The 19,938-nt window shown below is 36.8% G+C and carries 19 protein-coding genes; 2 read left to right on the plus strand and 17 right to left on the minus strand.

Going from position 1 to position 19,938, the window contains the following annotated elements:
* Nucleotides 1-91 precede the first annotated feature (91 nt).
* From ACHRV5_RS12665 to ACHRV5_RS12690, 6 genes are all read right to left on the minus strand, one after another.
* Nucleotides 92-772, minus strand: a complete 681-nt coding sequence (locus ACHRV5_RS12665) for a hypothetical protein (protein WP_047778400.1) — start codon at nt 770-772, stop codon at nt 92-94.
* Between the two features lie 119 nt (nt 773-891).
* Nucleotides 892-1,236, minus strand: coding sequence for an SH3 domain-containing protein (locus tag ACHRV5_RS12670; RefSeq protein WP_395426999.1), 345 nt, complete (start codon nt 1,234-1,236; stop codon nt 892-894).
* Between the two features lie 98 nt (nt 1,237-1,334).
* Nucleotides 1,335-2,627 carry a hypothetical protein gene (locus ACHRV5_RS12675; RefSeq protein ID WP_395427000.1) on the minus strand — a complete coding sequence of 431 codons (1,293 nt, stop codon included), beginning with the start codon at nt 2,625-2,627 and terminating at the stop codon, nt 1,335-1,337.
* Nucleotides 2,628-2,629: 2 nt separating this feature from the next.
* Complete coding sequence (locus tag ACHRV5_RS12680; protein ID WP_047778403.1) at nt 2,630-3,037, minus strand: hypothetical protein; 408 nt, start codon at nt 3,035-3,037, stop codon at nt 2,630-2,632.
* A gap of 151 nt (nt 3,038-3,188) precedes the next feature.
* A complete protein-coding gene (locus ACHRV5_RS12685) occupies nt 3,189-3,899 on the minus strand; it encodes a LytTR family DNA-binding domain-containing protein (protein WP_230004632.1) in 711 nt (236 codons plus the stop codon).
* Nucleotides 3,875-4,870, minus strand: coding sequence for a sensor histidine kinase (locus ACHRV5_RS12690; RefSeq protein WP_047778405.1), 996 nt, complete (start codon nt 4,868-4,870; stop codon nt 3,875-3,877). Before ACHRV5_RS12690 ends, ACHRV5_RS12685 begins: the two co-directional genes overlap by 25 nt.
* 473 nt (nt 4,871-5,343) lie before the next feature.
* Between ACHRV5_RS12690 and ACHRV5_RS12695 the strand changes: the two genes are divergently transcribed.
* Nucleotides 5,344-5,556 (plus strand): hypothetical protein, encoded by a 213-nt coding sequence (locus tag ACHRV5_RS12695; RefSeq protein ID WP_047778406.1) that lies wholly within the window; start codon nt 5,344-5,346, stop codon nt 5,554-5,556.
* Nucleotides 5,557-5,690: 134 nt separating this feature from the next.
* Entirely contained in the window at nt 5,691-7,220 is a 1,530-nt protein-coding gene (locus tag ACHRV5_RS12700; RefSeq protein ID WP_395427001.1) for a SulP family inorganic anion transporter, read from the plus strand.
* Nucleotides 7,221-7,462: 242 nt separating this feature from the next.
* Here the strand turns inward: ACHRV5_RS12700 and groL are convergent, their stop codons facing one another.
* The 11 genes from groL to ACHRV5_RS12755 all read right to left on the minus strand — a co-directional run bounded on the left by groL (nt 7,463) and on the right by ACHRV5_RS12755 (nt 19,697).
* On the minus strand, nt 7,463-9,091 hold the full coding sequence (gene groL, locus ACHRV5_RS12705) for a chaperonin GroEL (protein ID WP_395427002.1): 1,629 nt from the start codon (nt 9,089-9,091) through the stop codon (nt 7,463-7,465).
* Between the two features lie 81 nt (nt 9,092-9,172).
* Complete coding sequence (gene groES, locus ACHRV5_RS12710) at nt 9,173-9,448, minus strand: co-chaperone GroES (protein WP_047778409.1); 276 nt, start codon at nt 9,446-9,448, stop codon at nt 9,173-9,175.
* 138 nt (nt 9,449-9,586) lie between these two features.
* Nucleotides 9,587-9,928 carry a preprotein translocase subunit SecG gene (gene secG, locus ACHRV5_RS12715; RefSeq protein ID WP_047778410.1) on the minus strand — a complete coding sequence of 114 codons (342 nt, stop codon included), beginning with the start codon at nt 9,926-9,928 and terminating at the stop codon, nt 9,587-9,589.
* 3 nt (nt 9,929-9,931) lie between these two features.
* Complete coding sequence (locus ACHRV5_RS12720) at nt 9,932-11,371, minus strand: hypothetical protein (protein WP_395427003.1); 1,440 nt, start codon at nt 11,369-11,371, stop codon at nt 9,932-9,934.
* A 97-nt stretch (nt 11,372-11,468) separates the two neighbouring features.
* Nucleotides 11,469-11,972, minus strand: a complete 504-nt coding sequence (locus ACHRV5_RS12725; protein ID WP_395427004.1) for an LptE family protein — start codon at nt 11,970-11,972, stop codon at nt 11,469-11,471.
* Between the two features lie 143 nt (nt 11,973-12,115).
* Entirely contained in the window at nt 12,116-13,375 is a 1,260-nt protein-coding gene (locus tag ACHRV5_RS12730) for a sigma-54-dependent Fis family transcriptional regulator (RefSeq protein ID WP_047778412.1), read from the minus strand.
* Nucleotides 13,376-13,432: 57 nt separating this feature from the next.
* On the minus strand, nt 13,433-13,804 hold the full coding sequence (locus tag ACHRV5_RS12735; protein ID WP_395427005.1) for a GxxExxY protein: 372 nt from the start codon (nt 13,802-13,804) through the stop codon (nt 13,433-13,435).
* Between the two features lie 82 nt (nt 13,805-13,886).
* Entirely contained in the window at nt 13,887-15,332 is a 1,446-nt protein-coding gene (gene miaB / locus ACHRV5_RS12740) for a tRNA (N6-isopentenyl adenosine(37)-C2)-methylthiotransferase MiaB (protein ID WP_395427006.1), read from the minus strand.
* Nucleotides 15,333-15,836: 504 nt separating this feature from the next.
* Complete coding sequence (locus ACHRV5_RS12745; RefSeq protein WP_047778522.1) at nt 15,837-16,568, minus strand: MIP/aquaporin family protein; 732 nt, start codon at nt 16,566-16,568, stop codon at nt 15,837-15,839.
* Nucleotides 16,569-16,594: 26 nt separating this feature from the next.
* The gene (gene glpK / locus ACHRV5_RS12750; RefSeq protein WP_395427007.1) at nt 16,595-18,091 is read right to left on the minus strand and encodes a glycerol kinase GlpK; all 1,497 of its coding nucleotides are present in this window, start codon (nt 18,089-18,091) and stop codon (nt 16,595-16,597) included.
* A gap of 16 nt (nt 18,092-18,107) precedes the next feature.
* The gene (locus tag ACHRV5_RS12755) at nt 18,108-19,697 is read right to left on the minus strand and encodes an FAD-dependent oxidoreductase (protein ID WP_395427008.1); all 1,590 of its coding nucleotides are present in this window, start codon (nt 19,695-19,697) and stop codon (nt 18,108-18,110) included.
* Nucleotides 19,698-19,938 lie beyond the last annotated feature (241 nt).

Consider the following 19,938-nt stretch of genomic DNA (forward strand, 5'->3'; position numbering starts at 1 on the left):
AAGGTACAAAGGTTTGGACTGTTTTGATTGTGGAATTTTGGGGTTAAAATTCCATTTTTAAGAAGAATGACAAGGCTACGGAAAATTAGAATTATAAATTTGCGTTATCCGGTTTTTCTAAGTGTTTGGAAATTGCGTCTGTATTAATGATTCTGAAACGTCCCGGGTATTTTCCCCAGATGTGTTTTTTATTGCCATAATAGTCCATATATTCTTCACAAACAAAAACAGCATGTGCCGTAGACCATGCTACTACACCACAATATTCATTTCCTGTTAATCGTTTTAACGGCAGTACTTGTTTGTCTTTTTCGAATCCTAAATATTTATAAATAGTTGGCGTATATACTTCACCATCTTCCAAATCCTCTAATGCTTTGTCAAAAGTTGATTCTCTGTCAATAATTTGTTTGTATTTTGCCATTACGGCATAGGCCAATACGGCGTAGTCTTTTATTTTGGTGTTTTCCTCATTCTCTTTAATAAATACAAAACCCGCAGAAAAGCTTGCTTTATCAAGTTCTTCATTTTTTAAAGTAAAAGAAGCATTGTTTTTTAATGTTATTTTATACCCGTTATCGTTTACTTTTTCAGTTACAAAAAGATTGTCCAGTCCATAAACATTTAAAGAAGCCTTAATAAAAGCAATCGAGGAACAGTTGGTACGTTCACCCTGTTTAAAACTGTCGAATATTTGATCGGAATTCAATTGTGCGTAAGAATTTGAACAAAGAAGCATTAAGAATAAAAATGTTGAAGTGATGGCTTTCATTGTCTTTAGATTTTAAAATTGCTTCCCAGGCAATTTTGATAATCTTGCAAAGCTAAAAAATTCAACCAATAGTTGTTGTTTTTACGACGTAACTTTTTCTCAAAAAATGAACTATTATTCTATTCGATAATTTCGTCAGGAATCCATCCTTCTGTATTGGTTTTTACATTTCTGGACCATGTCCACCCATTTAAAGATTTGATTTTTTCGATGTCATCCCCTTTTTCAACATCTAATTCTTTGGCGGAATAATATTCTAAAACTTTACCGGTTTTTTTATCGCTCGAAATTTCAAGTATCTGCAGCGGTATCCAGCCTTTATTGGTTTTGCTTTCTGCCCAGATCCAACCCTTCCATTTTTCTTCTTTTTCCTCTTCTCCAAGATGTACAATTTCGGCTACATGCAAAACAATAGGATCTTTATATTGGGTCTTATATGTTTCGAGAATCTTAAAAGTTTCCATGGGAGTACCGGTTTAATTTTAATTGTCTAAGTCTTTCAAAAATACCAATATTTTTTAGGTAGGATTCGACTATTGAAGTTTTATGTTCTGAAATTAATTTATCTGCTGTTACCAAATCCAAATACAAGGCCTAAGGCAGCTATCAGATTACCATCTTTAGAAGTCGTTCCGTCATAATTGCGTCCAAAAGAGAATGTCAATTTCTGATTCTTTAAAATAGCATAATCGGCATTTGCCATAAGCCTCCAGGAAGAGTTAGTGGTGTTTTTAGACAAGGCACTTCGGTAAATGGCCTCTATACTGCAATTAAATTTAGATTGTGATTTTCCTATAATGTACCTGACTCCGGTATCAATAGTAGAGACATTGTTCATTTCGTTTACCTGATTGTCTAAGGCAAAGATTTTATCCGGATTATATAAATATCGTACTAAGCCTAATAGGGAACCCGATTTTTCCCAAGTATAACCAAAAGTGGTCCATATTCCCGAATTGTAAACTTTTGAATTGTTGAAGTTTTTATTTCTGAATTCGGCACTGATACCTCCCGCAATATCCCATGTAAAATTGACTCTGGCCAGCTGGAATTGACTTGCCAGTTGCTTTATCTTGGTATCGATTCTTTCAAATTTGTTTAAATCGCTATCACCATTCTTTGTTTTTGAACTTATATTGTCATCCAATAAAATTTGTATTTTCAAGGAAATGATGGAGTCTAATTTATCTGCTTTTTTATATAATAATTCAACAAGCTTGGTATTGTCGTCTGATGTATCATTAGGATCAATTCCTATAAAAATAGCTTTTCGTACTTTTTTCAGACTATCAATTTCGAGCGGAAGGTTTTCATACACCTCCATGTGATTATCTTTCATCAATTTTAACTTTTCCTGCTGTAATAAAGCAATTGCTGCTAACTGATTTTTAGTTTTGCTGTCATACTCACCTCTGTAAATAGAAAACCGGAAACCAAAAGCAGCATAGGTGCTTGCTGGGTCAAAATTATTCGAAATGGAGTCTGTATTTTTAACAGCAAACGATAAGACCAAAGTCTGCTTTACTACTTTTTTGCCAGAGGAATTACTCAGGCCTTTGGTACTGATATCACCCGGATTGTCTTTTTTAAACAACCAAAACGGAGCAATATCGATAGCATAATTGGAGGGCAATTGCGAAAAGGAATTTGTTGCTGTTTGCAGGGAGGTCATAAAAGCAGAGACATCTGTTGGTTTGTCGATGTCGCTTTGCGAAAAACCTAATAGGTTGGAAGCGGGAGAAATTGGAGCTTTTAATAAATCAAATTCCTCACTATTATCTTTTTCCTGGGCTATAAGTACGAGGTTTGTAAAGAGAAAGAAAACTAAAATAAATCGGGTAGCTATTTTTTTCATAATCACAACTTTGTAGAGTCAGTAAAATCAATATAACAATAGTAATCTGCAGATTCTCCTTCTTTGTCGACCATTTTGTATAGGGGATAGGTTCTGGTTATGAAACCGCCGGATAATTTTACAGTTAATGAAGTTATATTGGTTTCTTTAGAGGTATCGGTTATGACAGCTTGTATTTTAAGATTTTTTCCATGCAGTAATTTATTTTCCTTAATGGCTGTTTTAGGCAAATTACCGCTATGGGCCGTTTCAGAGGGATTACTATTAGGGTCAGGAACAATGACTTCATCGTTTAGCGATACGATCAAAGAAGAGGTCTGACCCTGATCACCAATTACTATTTCTACTGAAACCATTCGATTGGAATCATTAATTAAATAAAGTGTGTCTAATGTAGTTTTGGTTATCATAGCGGTGGCAGTTAGAATTATTTTGTAGTAAAAGTAAGCTTAAATTAAAGATATTGGTGAGGTGTTATTATCTTTTTTTAACAAATTATAAAACGAAAAAAAGCTCAACTGTTTAAAGTTGAGCTTTTGTGTATTTTTGATAAACAGATTGTTACTTAAAAAAACTATTCAATAAAATCTGATACTTCCTTCCCACAGGAATAATTTCGTTCGTATTCATGGTTAGGTTTTTGAACGTAACCGCTTTAATTTTATTAACGTTTACGATATAAGAACGATGTACCTGAAGAAAGTCAGTGCTGTCAATTTCTGAGGTGATACTGGCGAGAGAGCCGTAAATAAGCAGTGGTAAGTTGAGTTTAGCGCTATACAGTTTCATGTAATTACCCAGACTTTCGATGTATAAAATATCACTAATTACAACATCGGTCATTTGGCCATTTACGCGTAGGGAAAGCACTTTTTTGTTGGTAGTATCGTCCTTTTTCAGGCTTTTTCCGGAATAATACGTTCTTGCTTTTTCGATAGCTTTCGAGAATTTTTCAAATGAAATGGGTTTCAACAGATAATCAATTGCATCATTTTGATAGGCAGAAAGCGCAAAATCAGAATAGGCCGTTGTGACAATGGTAAGGGGTCTTTTGGGTTGTATTTCCATAAGTTCAACACCCGAAAGAAGCGGCATATTAATGTCCAGAAAAATAATGTCATAGGTATTTTCATTGAGCATTTTTAATGCCTCCATACCACTAAAAGCGCTTCCGGAATGCTCCAGATCGTCAAATTTAGAAATATGTGATGCCAATGCCTTATGTGCGGGCGATTCGTCATCAATAATCAGACAGCGGTAGGTAAGTGCCATAGGTTTAGTGTTACGCTAAAGATGTTTGCTTCTTTTTTACAGGTTAATTCGTGTTTTAAACCGTATACTTCAAGACGTCGTTTTAAGTTTTCAATTCCGATTCCTGTGCTCGAAAGTCGGGAACCGGTTTCGGGATAATTATTCTTTAAAGTGAAAAACAAATTCTGCTGGTCTACCTTTAAATCTATTGTAATAAAGGGTTCGGTTGTTTCAGCAGAGAATTTTACAGCATTTTCTACCAGCGGCAAGAAGAACAAAGGCGGAATTTCGATGTTGTCAAATGAACCTTCATAATTTTGGGTAATGCCCAGCCTTTCGTTCCGGAACGTATAGTATTCGATATATTTTTTAATGAAATCTATTTCTTCGGCTACAAAGACAAAATCTTTTTTGGTTGCTTCAATCTGATACCGCAGTAAATCAGAAAGGTTCAGAATTCTGTCGGGAAGTTTCTCGGGTTCAGACAAGGATTCGCCATATAAATTATTCATGGCATTCAATAAAAAATGCGGATTCAGCTGCTGTTTTAAAAACGAAAGCTCTGATTTGAAATTAATAATGTCTTTATTGGTCTGAGATACTTTTTTCATAATAATCATATGAAGAAAGTAAAAAGCAATCCCGTTTATCATAAGCGATACAATCGACAGGGTTCTCGATTTCTCTAATCCGACCAATGGAAAATACCAGTTCATAAAATAATAAAAAGCAGTCCAATAGATGAAAAGAAGGAAGAAGAAAGTCTTTATTTTTTTTTGAAACAAAAAGGGTCTGATGATACAAAGATTAAAAAAGGTAATCCAGATAATACAAGGAAAAAAGCCTAAAGCAATTTTAGTAGTAATGAAGGATAAATCCTGTCCGGTGAATTTTGTTTCATCGTAAACACAGATAAAAATAAGCCCAAACAAAATGATATTCAGGATGAGGTTTCTAAGAAAAAAGTTCTGGTAAATTTTGAGAATCGTCATAAGGACAAAATTAGGGCAATATTATAATTTACAATAGCGTAGCGAATAAAAATTATACGAACGCCATTGGTGTAAATTTTGACGCCATTGGTGTAATTATGCTGTTATAATAAGCACTTCTCATTTACATTTGCTTTGGTTTTTGATCATTGTAAAAAAACAATTTGGAACCGAATCGGAGTCTGAAGGTTTTTTCTTAACTTTAAGCACCTCAAATTTAAAAGGTGTTTTTAAGTTCAATCAGCTGGAGTTTAAATCCGGTGTTACTTAGGAATATCGAGTTACACCTCAGGCAATCGTTTTTTTGTGTGAAAAACGTTAAGGTCAGAAATGACAGCAGAAGGTGAGCAAACCAACCGAATGGTTACGATCAGAAAGAAAATATCCGGACTTAGATATAGGTTTGGTATATCGGACTGTCTTTTTTAGACAAAATTAAAAATTCTAGTTTTTTATTATTTAAAAATAGCGTTATGGTTGTTGAGGTTTTTAAAACAAATGTTCAGAAAGAATCAGACAAAAATTATATAATTGCAGTGATCCAGACCCAGTTTCCTGATTATAAAATCAATTTTGATCTGGAGGACTGTGACAAAATTCTAAGAGTTGAAGGTATCGAATTAGAGCCCAAAAACATAATAGATTATGTAAACTGTCTGGGGTATATTTGTGTGCCGTTAGAGTAATTAAGTTTTATACTTTCCGTTATTGAATCCGTTTTTAAAAGAACCGATACACGAAATACGAGTTTTTCAGGCTTTTCTCAGGATTGAAAGAGTTTCTTCTGTTTATGCGCATAATTTTTTAAATTTGTGCTCTTATGAAAAAAGCATATTCCCTCTTTGACTTTTCACAAAAGGTTAATTATAAAAATGAAATTTTAGCAGGTTTAACGGTGGCGATGACGATGATTCCCGAATCATTATCTTTTGCAATTCTCGCCGGATTTCCTCCTTTGGCCGGTTTGTACGCAGCTTTTATTGCAGGTTTGGTGACCGCTGTTTTTGGAGGCAGACCCGGGATGATTTCGGGTGGTGCAGGAGCAACGGTGATTGTTTTGATCGCCTTGATGAGATCACACGGAATAGAATATGTTTTTGCAGCCGTCGCACTGGGGGGAGTAGTACAAATTGCTATTGGACTTTTTAAATTTGGAAAGTTCATCAGACTGGTTCCACAACCTGTGATGTTTGGTTTTGTGAATGGTCTTGCGGTTGTTATTTTTATGTCACAGTTAGAACAATTTAAAACCATTGTAAACGGGCAAACAACCTGGCTTCAGGGAACTTCTTTGTACGTTATGGCAGGATTGACGGTACTTACAGTGGGTATAGTGTTGCTTTTTTCTAAAATTACCAAAGCAGTTCCGGCATCTTTGGTCGCGATATTGGTAGTTTTTATCCTTGTTTTAGTGTTTAATATTGAGACTAAAACAGTTCAGGATATTGCTTCGGTTCAGGGAGGATTTCCTCCGTTTCATATTCCAAATATTCCACTTTCTTTTGAAACTTTTAAAGTAATATTTCCCTACGCCGTAATCGTAGCAGCAGTAGGTTTAACAGAAGGTTTGCTAACGCTTAATTTAGTAGACGAAATCACCGGAACACGTGGTAACAGCAATCGGGAATGTATTGCACAAGGGAGTTCTAATATCCTGAATGGTTTCTTTTTCGGAATGGGAGGCTGCCCGATGATTGCGCAAACTTTGGTAAATCTTTCGGCAGGTTCCAGAGCCAGACTTTCGGGAATTATTGCTTCATTAACCATTTTAGTAATCATACTTTTTGGCGCTCCCGTAATCGGGAAATTGCCAATGGCTGCTTTGGTGGGAGTTATGATGATGGTAGCAATTACGACATTTGAGTGGTCCAGTTTGAGGATTATAAACAAGATGCCCAAACACGATATTTTCGTTGGAATTCTGGTCGCAGTAATTACTATTTTACTGCACAATCTGGCCTTGGCGGTCTTGATTGGTGTAATTGTTTCTGCACTGGTTTTTGCCTGGGAAAGCGCTAAAAGAATCCGCGCCAGACATTTTATGGATGCTGAGGGTGTGAAACATTATGAAATTTACGGTCCTTTGTTCTTTGGCTCAATAGCCACTTTTATGGAGAAATTCGATATACAAAATGACCCCAACAGAGTGATTATTGATTTTAAAGAAAGCCGTATTGCGGACATGTCTGCGATTGAGGCTGTAAATAATCTGACCAGAAAATACAACGAATTAGGTAAAGTAATCGAGTTAAAACATTTAAGTGAGGATTGCAGAATATTACTTAAAAATGCAGCTGCTGTGATTAAGGTAAATGTAATTGAAGATCCAACTTATAAGGTGGTGAGCTAATTGATTTTTTTAAAGAGACACGAATTGCACTAATTTGCACTAATCTGTGCGCAATGATTTGAAGAGAAATTCGTGGGAATTAGTGTAATTCGTGGCAAAAAACAGCATAAAACTTCCTCCAAAAGCTTTTAAAAACATCAAATAACAAAAGTAAATCTATAGTTGTTTCGATTATAGATAAAAGAAAAACGCCAAATAGAATTTTCTATTTGGCGTTTTATAAGGTAAGAAGTTAAGAACGATTACATCATTCCCGGCATACCGCCACCCATTGGCATTCCGCCAGCGTTTTCTTCTTTAATATCAATTAAGGCACATTCTGTAGTTAAGATCATTCCTGAAACAGATGCAGCGTTTTCAAGTGCTACACGAGTTACTTTTTTAGGATCGATAATTCCTGCTTTTAACATGTCTACATACTCATCTGTTTTAGCGTTGTATCCAAAATCACCTGAACCTTCACCAACTTTAGCTACTACTACAGAACCTTCAAGACCTGCATTTTCAACGATAGTTCTAAGTGGAGATTCAATAGCGCGAGATACAATCTGAATTCCTGTAGCCTCGTCAGCATTGTCTGCTTTTAAGTCAGCCAAAGCCGCTTTAGCTCTTAATAAGGCAACACCACCACCGGCAACGATTCCTTCTTCAACAGCAGCACGAGTAGCGTGTAAGGCATCATCAACTCTGTCTTTTTTCTCTTTCATTTCTACTTCAGAAGCAGCTCCAACATAAAGAACAGCAACACCACCGGCTAATTTAGCCAAACGCTCTTGCAATTTTTCTTTGTCATAATCAGAGGTTGTAGTTTCCATCTGACCTTTAATTTGGTTCACACGGTTTTTGATGACATCCGCTTCACCTGCACCACTTACAATTGTAGTGTTGTCTTTATCGATAGAAACTCTTTTTGCAGTTCCTAACATTTCGATAGTAGTGTTTTCAAGGGTATATCCTCTTTCTTCAGAAATTACAGTACCACCGGTTAAGATAGCGATGTCTTCTAACATTGCTTTTCTTCTGTCTCCAAAACCTGGCGCTTTTACAGCAGCAATTTTTAAAGCTCCACGTAATTTGTTTACTACCAAAGTAGATAAAGCTTCTCCGTCAACATCCTCAGCAATAATTAATAATGGTTTTCCTGATTGAGCAACCGGCTCTAAAACAGGTAGTAACTCTTTTAAAGAAGATACTTTTTTATCGTATAATAAGATGTATGGAGCGTCTAATTCAACTTCCATTTTCTCTGGATTTGTAACAAAATATGGAGAAAGGTATCCTCTGTCAAATTGCATTCCTTCCACAACGTCAACATAAGTATCTGTTCCTTTAGCTTCTTCAACAGTAATTACTCCTTCTTTACCTACTTTAGCGAAAGCAGTAGCGATCAAATCACCAATAACTTCGTCATTGTTTGCAGAGATAGAAGCAATTTGTTTGATTTTATCAGAATCACTTCCAACTACTTTAGCTTGTTTCGCTAAGTCTGCAACGATAGCTTCAACTGCTTTATCGATACCACGTTTCAAGTCCATTGGATTGGCACCTGCAGCAACGTTTTTCAAACCTTCTTTTACGATAGCCTGAGCTAAAACAGTAGCCGTTGTAGTTCCGTCTCCTGCTAAATCATTGGTTTTAGAAGCAACTTCTTTAACCATTTGCGCGCCCATATTTTCTAATGGGTCTTTTAATTCGATTTCTTTTGCAACAGAAACACCGTCTTTAGTAACCGTTGGTCCACCAAATGATTTCCCGATAATTACGTTACGACCTTTAGGTCCTAAAGTTACTTTTACAGCATTTGCCAATGCATCAACACCACGTTTTAATCCGTCACGTGCTTCAATATCAAATTTTATATCTTTTGCCATTTTTTGTTTTTTGTTTAAAGTTTGAGTTGTTTCAAGTTACCGTAGTACTTCACTCTTACTATTTATTACTTACTTTTATTTTTAGATTATCGCAAGAATATCTTCTTCACGCATGATTAAATAATCAGTGCCTTCTAGTTTTAATTCTGTTCCGGCATATTTACCATAAAGAACAGTGTCACCAACTTTTACAGTCATAGTGTGATCTTTAGATCCGTTTCCAACTGCAACTACAGTACCTTTTTGTGGTTTCTCTTTGGCAGTATCTGGAATAAAGATTCCTGAAGCAGTTTTAGTTTCAGCTGCAACAGGCTCGATAAGTACGCGGTCAGAAAGCGGTTTAATATTTAAAGCCATAATTTTATTTATATTTAGGTTATACTTTTTAATGTTCAAAAACTTTCAGAAATTATGCCATGCTTCAAAAACTGACATTATTTCCTAAAAAAAATGCCAGCTTTGACAGGCTGGCATTTCAATTTTATATCAAAATTATTATTTTGTTGCAGGAGCTGCCGGAGCAGGAGTTTGTTGAGCCGGAGCAGCTGGTGTTTTGGCAGCAGGAGCTTCCGTTTTCTCAATAAGTTTAGAGTCAGTATCACTTAATGATCCTGTAAAGCTTAAGCTTGAAAGTAAAATTAAAGCAATTAAGATAGTAGCTAACGTCCAAGTACTTTTATCTAAAAAGTCTGTCGTTTTTTGTACTCCACCTAGCATTTGAGTCCCACTAATTGTAGAAGACAATCCGCCTCCTTTAGGATTCTGTACCATAATTACTACGATCAATAGAAAGCAAACTATTGTGATTAAAACTAAAAAAATTGAAAATGTGCTCATTGTTTAATTGTTATTGTTATTTTGTTGTAAAATCTTTATATCCGATATGCGGTCTGCAAAGAAACTAATTTTTTCTGGATATTTCAAAATTAATATTTCATATGCTTGGATTGCTTTTGTATATTTCTTTTGTTCCAAATAGACTCTGGCTAAAGTCTCTGTCATCAGGTATGGATTCTCTTCCTTATTGATGTCAAATTGAGTAGTGGTAGTGGCTACTACGGACTTGACCGGTGCGATTTTCGGATTTGTTTCGATAAATTTATCGATTAATTCCGCTTTTTTCTTTTTCTCGTCCTCTATTGTTTCTGTTTCTTCAATTGGAACAATAGTTTCAACAACAGGTTCAGGAGTCTTCTCAACTTCACTTACTGGTTCGGTATTTTCTTGTGGACCTTCACTAGTTCGGTCAATTGGTTCTGTTCTGGATAGTTGCAGCCATTCCTGAAAGGAATGTTTTTCGTTAACAGAAAAATCCAACGGTTTTCCGATTTCCAGATTTTCTTCCGCAATTTTTACGGTTTCCTGAGCTTCTGTTTCTTTTGACTTTTCCGTAATTACTACCTCTTCAAAAACAACGGTTGTGGCTTCTTTTAAAGAAATAAAGTCAGATTCCGCAATAGGTTCAACACGAACGTCTGGAATTGTTACCGTTTCTTCAGCAACAATTGAAGGCTCTTCCGGTGTAGAAGTTACAACAGGTTGTTCTTCTGTTTGTATTGGTTCTTCAATTACAGTAAGTATTTCTTCTTCTACAGGAACAGCAACTGGTTGTTCTGTGGCAGAAGGTATAACTTGTTCTTGAGTTTCTTCCTTTATATAGGTTGGAACAGTTTGTTCGTCTGTTTTTATCAATTCTTCAAAAACAACTTCGGTTTCTTCTTTTGCAGGTGTTAAAGGTTGCTCAATAACAATTGCGGCAGGCTGTTCTTCGGTTTTTATCAGTTCTTCAAAAATGACCTCCGGTTCTATTTTTATTGGAATAATAACAGGCTGTTCGATAACAGGTTGCTCTTCTGTTTTTACGGACTCTTCAAAAACAACAGTTGTGGCCTGTCTTATTGAAGTCAGTATAGATTGTTCGATTGGATCGATTCGAATCTCCGGAACTTTTTGGATTTCGGGTAAAACAATTTCACTTTCAAAAACAGTAATGTTTAAAAGATCCAACAGTTTTTGATCGTAATAGTCATTTTGAATGGATACAAAATTCTCAGAAGTAATAAAGTCAAATAATACAGAACGATCTGTAGTATGAGCAGCAGTAACCTTTAGAGCATAATTATACTTAAAACTATTCTGATCATAAAGTCCTTTTAATCGTAATGCCCTTGCACTTTGAAAATACGGAAATTCATTCAGAACATTGCCTAATCCCTCCGTTTGCTTTTCGGTAATAGCATCGGGTTTGTTTATTAGGTATGTATAATCAGTTACGTTCATTTCTTTTTGTTTAATCGTCGAATTGTTTATTTGTTTAATCGGGAAGGTTACTGTTACATCATTTTAATGAATAAGAGATGTAACGGTTAAACCAAAACTACCATTTTGCCAAGGATTCATTAAAAATATCCTGGGTAATTCTGTCGTAAATCTCTTTAATAGCAGAATTTAAAGTAGAACCTACCAATTGCTCTGTTCCCGGATAATCTTTGTAGAATTCAAATGTTCTTTCAAAATCATCCGCTTCCTTTTTTCTATTGGTAAATCGAACATTAATACGGATCGTTAAACGGTTTTGAGCCGCTTGTTGGTCGGCAGTTGCTGTCATTGGAGTAGTTCTGTAATCTACAATTTCTCCTTCATAAACCAAATCCCCGCCAGTACTGACTAAGTTTAGATTGGTTTGATTTTGAATTAAATCCTGTAAAGCCAAAGTAAAATCCCTGTCTATTCCCGGCTCAATCAGAGCAGCATTATTCTGGAAGAAGTTAACTTGGAACGTTTTGCCTTCAATTTGTCCTGTTCCTGTGAAATTGTAAACATTGCAACCACTTAATAAAAAGAGGCTGATTAGAGCTAAGAGAGAATATATTTTTTTCATAATAATAGTTAGAAATTCCAATTTTTTGAAATTCCAAATTCCAATTTTGGGCGAGGGCCGTTTTTGGAATTGTGAGTTTTCAATTTTTTTTCAAATATACCAATTTGGAATTTGGAATTTATTTTTTGGAATTTAGTTTTTATCTACAAGTCGAATTGTTTGATTTTTCGGTATAAAGTTCGTTCTGAGATACCTAGTTCATCAGCGGCAGCCTTACGTTTTCCTTTGTTTTTCTCTAATGACTTTTTGATCATTTCGATTTCTTTTTGTTCCAGACGTAAAATCTCTTCCTCTTCAATTGTTTCGGCATCGAGATAATTGTTGTCATCCTGCATGCGATAATTGTCTTCGCGGGCGGTAGGTGTCATGACAGCTGTTCTTGGTTCTTCTTCAAAATCAATTTCACTTTCATTTTCCTGTGAGCCGTATATTTTCTGAATTAAATTAGGATTGATATCCTGCACTTTTGAACTGCCGTTTTTCATTAATTCTAAAGTGAGCTTTTTCAAATCATTTAAATCACTTTTCATATCAAAAAGGACTTTATACAAAATGTCTCTTTCCGTACTAAAATCACTTTCTTTTTTCTTATCGCTGATTACCGAAGGTAAATTACTTCCTTCCGTAGGTAAATAAGATTGTAAAGTAGATAAGGTAATATCGCGATTGGTTTCTAAAACAGAAATTTGCTCGGCTACATTTCGTAACTGACGAATGTTTCCATTCCATCTGAATTTTTGCAGCAACTGAACGGCATCATCATCTAATTTCAAAGGTGGCATTTTGTATTTATGTGCAAAATCGGCCACGAATTTTCTAAATAATAAATGGATGTCTTCGTTTCTTTCACGCAAAGGCGGCAAGGTTATTTCAACCGTAGTCAGACGATAGTACAAATCCTCACGGAATTTTCCTTTTTCGATAGCATTGAACAAATTGACATTGGTTGCCGCAACGATTCTCACATTGGTTTTTTGAACTTGTGAAGATCCTACTTTTATAAACTCTCCATTTTCAAGTACACGGAGTAATCTAACCTGAGTGGTTAACGGTAATTCACCCACTTCATCGAGAAAAATTGTTCCGCCATCTGCCACTTCAAAATACCCTTCACGGGTGCTCGTCGCTCCCGTAAAAGCGCCTTTCTCATGGCCGAAAAGTTCACTGTCAATAGTTCCTTCCGGAATAGCTCCACAGTTTACGGCAATATATTTACCATGCTTTCTGTGCGAAAGCGAATGAATGATTCGTGGAATATTTTCTTTACCAACACCACTTTCTCCCGTTACCATTACGGAGATATCGGTAGGAGCAACCTGAATTGCTTTTTCAATAGCGCGGTTTAATTTTGGATCATTTCCAATAATTTCAAAACGTTGTTTTATTGCTTGAACGGTCTCCATATGTTTCTTTATCTTTTGCCACAGATTAAAATGATTAACACAGATTTTTTTAATATTTTATAAAATATATCTTTTGTACTGTAGAGATTTTGTTTGAAAATTAACAAGTAGCCCTACTTCAGATTGAGATATTTTGATGTAGTTTAAAATCTGAGCGATATGTTCATTTGAAAATTCTTTTACTGCTTTTATTTCTAATACAATATCGTTATTAATAATGAAATCTGCATAAAATTTATGAGGCAAAATTTTGCCTTTGTACTCAATTGAATATTCTTTTTCTCTTTCAAAAAGAACATTATTTTCTTTAAATTCTATTTCTAAAGCGTCTTTGTAAATTATTTCTAATAAGCCTGGTCCGAGATTTCGGTGTACTTCCATGCAAATACCAATAATTTTATAAGTTTCGCTTTCTCTGTAATGTTGCATAAATTTATTTGCCTAGTTAAAAAAGAAAGAAAAATACGACAAAAAATCATTTTAATCCTTTTAATCTGTGGCAAAAAAAATATTAATTCATACTACTCAATCCCACAGCTTCTCCTTTAAGAGTTCCGCTGGTGCAGCTTGTGATTTTTACATTCACAAAATCCCCAATTTTATAATTCTCTTTCGGGAAAACTACTGTGATACTTTGAGAGTTTCTGCCTGAGAATTCTTCTTTTGATTTTTTAGAAACCTTCTCGACTAAAACTTCTACCGTTTGACCGATAAACTCTTCAGAACGGAACCAGGCGTGTTTTTGTTGTAAATCAACAATCTCTTGCAATCTTCGGGCTTTGGTTTCTTCGAGAACATCATCCTCCATTTTTCTTCCTGCCAAAGTTCCGGGACGCTCTGAATACGAATACATATAACCAAAATTATACTTCACATATTCCATTAAACTCATCGTATCCTCGTGATCTTGTTCGGTTTCTGTTGGGAAACCGGCAATCATATCTTGTGAAATCGATGCATTGGGAACAATTGCTCTGATTTTATCAATCAAAGCCATGTATTCTTCACGCGAATGCAGACGATTCATTTCTTTTAGAATTCGGTTACTTCCGGATTGAACCGGTAAGTGAATGTGTTTACAGATATTCGGGTATTTTGCAATAACGTGCAAAATGCTTTCGTGCATATCCTGTGGATTTGAAGTCGAAAAGCGAATACGCATTTTAGGAAAACCAACGGCAACCATTTCAAGCAATTGATCAAAATCTACTGCTGTTGCTTTTTGCATTTCAGACGCATTTACGAAATCTTTTTTTAGACCCCCGCCATACCAAAGGTAACTGTCAACGTTTTGTCCTAAAAGCGTAATTTCTTTAAAGCCTTTACTCCATAAGTCTTGAATTTCCTGCATGATACTTTGCGGTTCACGGCTGCGCTCACGCCCACGGGTGAAAGGTACCACGCAAAACGTACACATATTATCGCAACCACGTGTGATCGAAACCAAAGCGGTGATTCCGTTACTCATTAAACGAACGGGTGAAATATCTCCGTAAGTTTCCTCTTTCGATAAAATTACATTGATAGCGTCACGACCTTCTTCAACTTCTGCCAATAGATTTGGTAAATCTTTATAAGCATCCGGACCAACAACAAGATCGACTATTTTTTCTTCTTCCAAAAACTGACTTTTCAAACGTTCGGCCATACAGCCCAAAACGCCCACTTTCATTTTTGGATTAATTCGTTTTACAGCATTATACTTCTCCAGACGTTTGCGAATCGTTTGTTCGGCTTTGTCTCTGATAGAACAGGTGTTTACTAAAACCAGATCGGCTTCTTCTAAAACCGAAGTGGTGTTATATCCGCCTTGGGATAAAATGGAAGCTACGACTTCACTGTCCGAAAAATTCATCGCACAACCGTAACTCTCTATAAAAAGTTTTTTTGTATTCTCAGGTTTATTTTCTAAAACAAGACTTTCGCCCTGTTTGCTTTCTTCAATAATCTTTTCCATAAGGCACTTTCAGAAGTGAATTTTAATAAGGTGGCAAAGGTACAATTATTTGAATGATTATGACAAGATGTCAGATGAAGATTTAACATTGTTTTGATGCTTTTTTTGAGTTTTAAAAAGCTGTTTCAAGGGCACTATAGATCGCATTATTTTGAATTGCCTCCTGCCTTTGCTGGGAGAGTATGGTTTGATTTAAGAATTTAATGACTTTAGTCAAAATAAGCGCCAGTTTGGTTAAAGCTCAATGTTATTAAGGTAAGAGATTTTTTCACGCAGATTCTGCGGATTCTGCGGATTTTTTTAATTCCATTCCACTAAAACCTGCGTGAGACTTTGTTTTTGACAATCCTTAACTTAATGACATTGAGCTAAAGTAGGGGTAGATTCAAAATGATACTTTTGCAAATCTTTTAATTTTTGCTGGAGATTTATCTCATTTTAATTCTGAAAATAAGGTGTAATCTTTTTAATATTAGGGATAAGAGAACTAATGACCTGAATGGACTAATTTAAAATTCCGAATAAGAATGCGGCCAAAGAAGCACCCAAAAGTGGTCCTGCAATGGGAATCCAGGCATAACTCCAATCGCTACTTCCTTTGAAGGGAAGGAGGCTGTGTACAATTCGAGGGCCTAAATCACGAGCCGGATTGATGGCATAACCCGTAGTTCCTCCTAAGGACAGGCCGATGCCCCAAACTAAAAAAGCAACAGGAATCGCACCTGCTGAACCTAATCCTATTTTTGCAGAAGGATCACTGGCTAGTGAAATGCTGGGATCGGAAAAATAAAAGATCACAAAGACCAGTACAAAAGTGCCGATTATTTCACTGATAAGATTAGAAAAAGGATTTCTGATTGCGGGACTGGTGCTGAAACAAGCCAATTTTGCCCCCTCATCTTCTGTGGCGGCAAAATGATCTTTATGAAATAGCCAGACTAAGAATGCTCCTGCCATTGCGCCAATTAGCTGAGCGATAATATAGGAAGGCACTAATGCCCATGAAAATTTTCCTGCTATGGCCAAACCAACTGTTACGGCAGGATTTAAGTGCGCGCCACTCACCGGACCTGCAACTTGAACGCCTACGAAAACAGCCAAAGCCCAAGCTGTGGTAATAACAATCCATCCTGAATTGTTGCCTTTGGTGTCTTTTAAAACTACGTTTGCTACCACACCGTTTCCTAGTAGTATAAGAAGCATGGTACCTATTATTTCTGCTGTAAATGGGGTCATTTTTGTGTTTTTTGAGGTTGGTTAGATTAATCTTCAATCCATTTAGTTGTGCGTCCAACGGCTTTGTTCCAGTTGTGTACGAGTTGGTCTACTTCTGTTTTTGGCATTTCGGGAGAAAAGACTCTGTCAACCGACCATTGTTTTTGTAATTCGTCTACACTTTTCCAATACCCTACGGCTAATCCGGCCAGATAGGCGGCGCCCAGTGCTGTTGTTTCGAGTGTTTTTGGGCGTATTACTTTAAAACCAAATAAATCAGATTGGAATTGCATCATTAGATTGTTGACAACAGCTCCGCCATCGACTCTTAATTCTATTCCTGCATTTCCCGAGTCCGCTTCCATTGATTTTGCTAAATCATATACCTGATAAGCTATCCCTTCTAAAGTGGCACGTGCTATATGTGCGCTCGTTGTTCCTCTGGTAATACCCAAGATAGCTCCTCTCGCATATTGATCCCAATGCGGAGCACCTAATCCTGTCAGGGCAGGGACAAAATAAACACCGCCATTGTCCGGAACACTTGCCGCTAAGGCTTCGATTTCGTCTGATGAGTTAATCATTTTTGCACCGTCGCGCAGCCATTGTACGGCCGCTCCGCCTACAAAAACACTTCCTTCCAGCGCATAAGTTGTTTTGCCGTTTATCTTCCAGGCGATGGTGGTTAAGAGATTGTTCTTAGAATAAACAGGTTTGTCTCCGGTATTCATTAGCATAAAACAACCGGTGCCGTAAGTATTTTTCATCATTCCGGGTTCGGTGCACAATTGTCCAAAAAGGGCTGCCTGCTGATCTCCGGCTACACCCGAAATCGGAATTTTTGAGGAAAATAACGTGGTGCTGGTTTCGCCATATATTTCGCTACTTTGTTTTACTTCGGGCAACATGGCTCTTGGAATGTCAAATAATTCGAGTAATTCGTCATCCCATTCTAAGGTATGAATGTTTAGCAATAAGGTTCTGCTCGCATTAGAAACATCGGTCATGAACATTTTGCCTCGCGTTAGTTTCCAAATGAGCCAGGTGTCTACAGTTCCAAAACACAGTTTTCCCTGTTCGGCTTTTTCACGTGCGCCTTCAACATGGTCTAAAATCCATTTTAATTTGGTTCCGGAAAAGTAGGCATCCAGTATCAGTCCTGTTTTTTCCTGAATCATATCGGAATGCCCTTTTGCTTTTAATTCATCACAATACTTGGCTGTTCGGCGATCTTGCCAAACAATGGCATTGTACAAGGGTTCGCTGGTTTCTCTGTCCCAGACAATGGTGGTTTCGCGTTGGTTCGTGATTCCAATTGCCGCGATTTCTCTTCCCGAAATTCCCACTTTTGCAATCACTTCGGCTGCAACACTAATTTGGGAAGACCAGATTTCGTTTGGATCGTGTTCTACCCATCCCGGTTTTGGGAAAATCTGTTCGTAAGGTTTTTGAGAAATGCTCACAATTTCGCCATCATGATTAAACACGATGGCTCTCGAGGAAGTGGTTCCCTGATCCAATGTTAAGATTAATTTATTTTGCATAATGGGCGGTATGTGGTTAGGTTTGTTTTTCGTGAAAATCGGATAATAAAAATCCGTTGGCAAGATGTTTGAACTCGGCTATTTGTCTTTGAATCCATTTTTCATCATGACCGAGTTCTTTCGCCAGTAACTGCGCTACTTTTTCGCAGCAGCTAATGGCCGCCCGTGCGTCTAAAAATAACAAACGAACTCTTCTTGCTAGTACATCATCTATCGTTCGGGCCATTTCATAGCGAATTGACCAGGCAACTTCTGCCATCGTATAGTCGTAATACGGATGTAGTTTTTCTTTTAATTCGGGTTCCGTGTTGTGTAATTCTGCTATTTTAGGAATATCAGTTCCATATATATACAAATGATTTGCTCGTGCTGCGGAATCCGTTTTTATATTTCCGTGAATGGAGAGCTGTTCTGTTTTACATTTCTTTTTAGGTAGACGATGTACTGCAATGGCTTTGTCTATAATGTCTTCGGCAATTCTTCTGTAGGTGGTCCATTTCCCGCCCGTTATGGTAATTAATCCGGTTTCGGAAACAATGATTTTGTGACTTCTGGATACTTCTTTGGTACTTTTTCCTTCTTCTTTTGGTGCGGCCAAGGGTCTTAATCCGGCAAAAACAGACAGCACATCGGCACGTGTCGGTTTTTTTGTTAAAAAGCGTTGGGCGGTTTCTAGAATGAATTCGATTTCTGCTTCGAGTGCAATAGGTTCGAGGCTGTGTTTTTTAATTAAAGTATCAGTCGTTCCTATTACTATTTTGTTGTGCCAGGGCACCGCAAACAAAACTCTTCCGTCGCTTGTTTTTGGAATCATCAAGGCCTGATCACCCGGTAAAAAGGAACTATCGAAGACCAAATGAATGCCTTGACTTGGAACAATGTATTTTTTATACACCGTGTCGTTTAGTTTCATTATCGCGTTGGTGAAAACGCCCGTCGCGTTGATGACGGCCTTTCCTTTTATATCGTATTTAATACCAGTTTCATGATCAATCGCCTGTACACCTGTTACCTGATTGTGATCGTCTTTTAAAAGATTGACGACTTTGAAATAATTAAGAAGACAAGCGCCTTCTTCTACTGCAGTTTGTGCAATGTTTATGGCGAGACGGGAATCATCAAATTGGCCGTCTTGATAAACAACGCCGCTTGTTAGGTTTTTTGGTTCTACGGTAGGGAGTAGTGCTAAGGTTTTTTCTTTTGAAATGTATTTCGATCGTCCCAAGCTTAGTCTTCCCGCCAGCAAATCATAAACCGTAAGGCCGATGGTGTAGAAATAACCGCCCCACCAGTTGTAATTGGGGATCACAAAGGATTGATTTTTGACTAAATGACCTGCGTTTTGCGCCAGTAGCCCCCTTTCTTTTAAAGCTTCCTGTACTAAAGGGATGTTTCCCTGCTCCAGATAACGAACGCCGCCATGAACTAATTTAGTGCTTCTGCTGGAAGTACCTTTTGCAAAATCTACTGCTTCAACCAAAACGGTTTTGTATCCTCTGCTTGCGGCATCAAGGGCAGTCCCGAGTCCGCTTGCACCACCTCCAATCACTATAACATCCCATTCCTGAGTTTGTTTTAGTTTTGTTAGCTGTTCTGTTCGTTTCATCCTATGCTTTTTTTAGTTTGATTTTATTTTGAATACCAAATATAACGAAACCAAATGAAGCGGAAGTGAATAGAGAGCAGATATGATTGCTGTTAAAATGGAGCAGAGAATTGTATCTGTTTTGATGTAACTTATGCGATTTTGAGTGTTAAAAATCATCTATTTTTGGAGTATAACCCCTTAAAAGTTATACCTATATATGTAATCGCGATGTTTACAGATAAATCTGTAATTTTTGGAA

The organism is Flavobacterium sp. FlaQc-52 (assembly GCF_044007495.1).
GTDB classification, from domain to species: Bacteria; Bacteroidota; Bacteroidia; order Flavobacteriales; family Flavobacteriaceae; genus Flavobacterium; species Flavobacterium cupriresistens.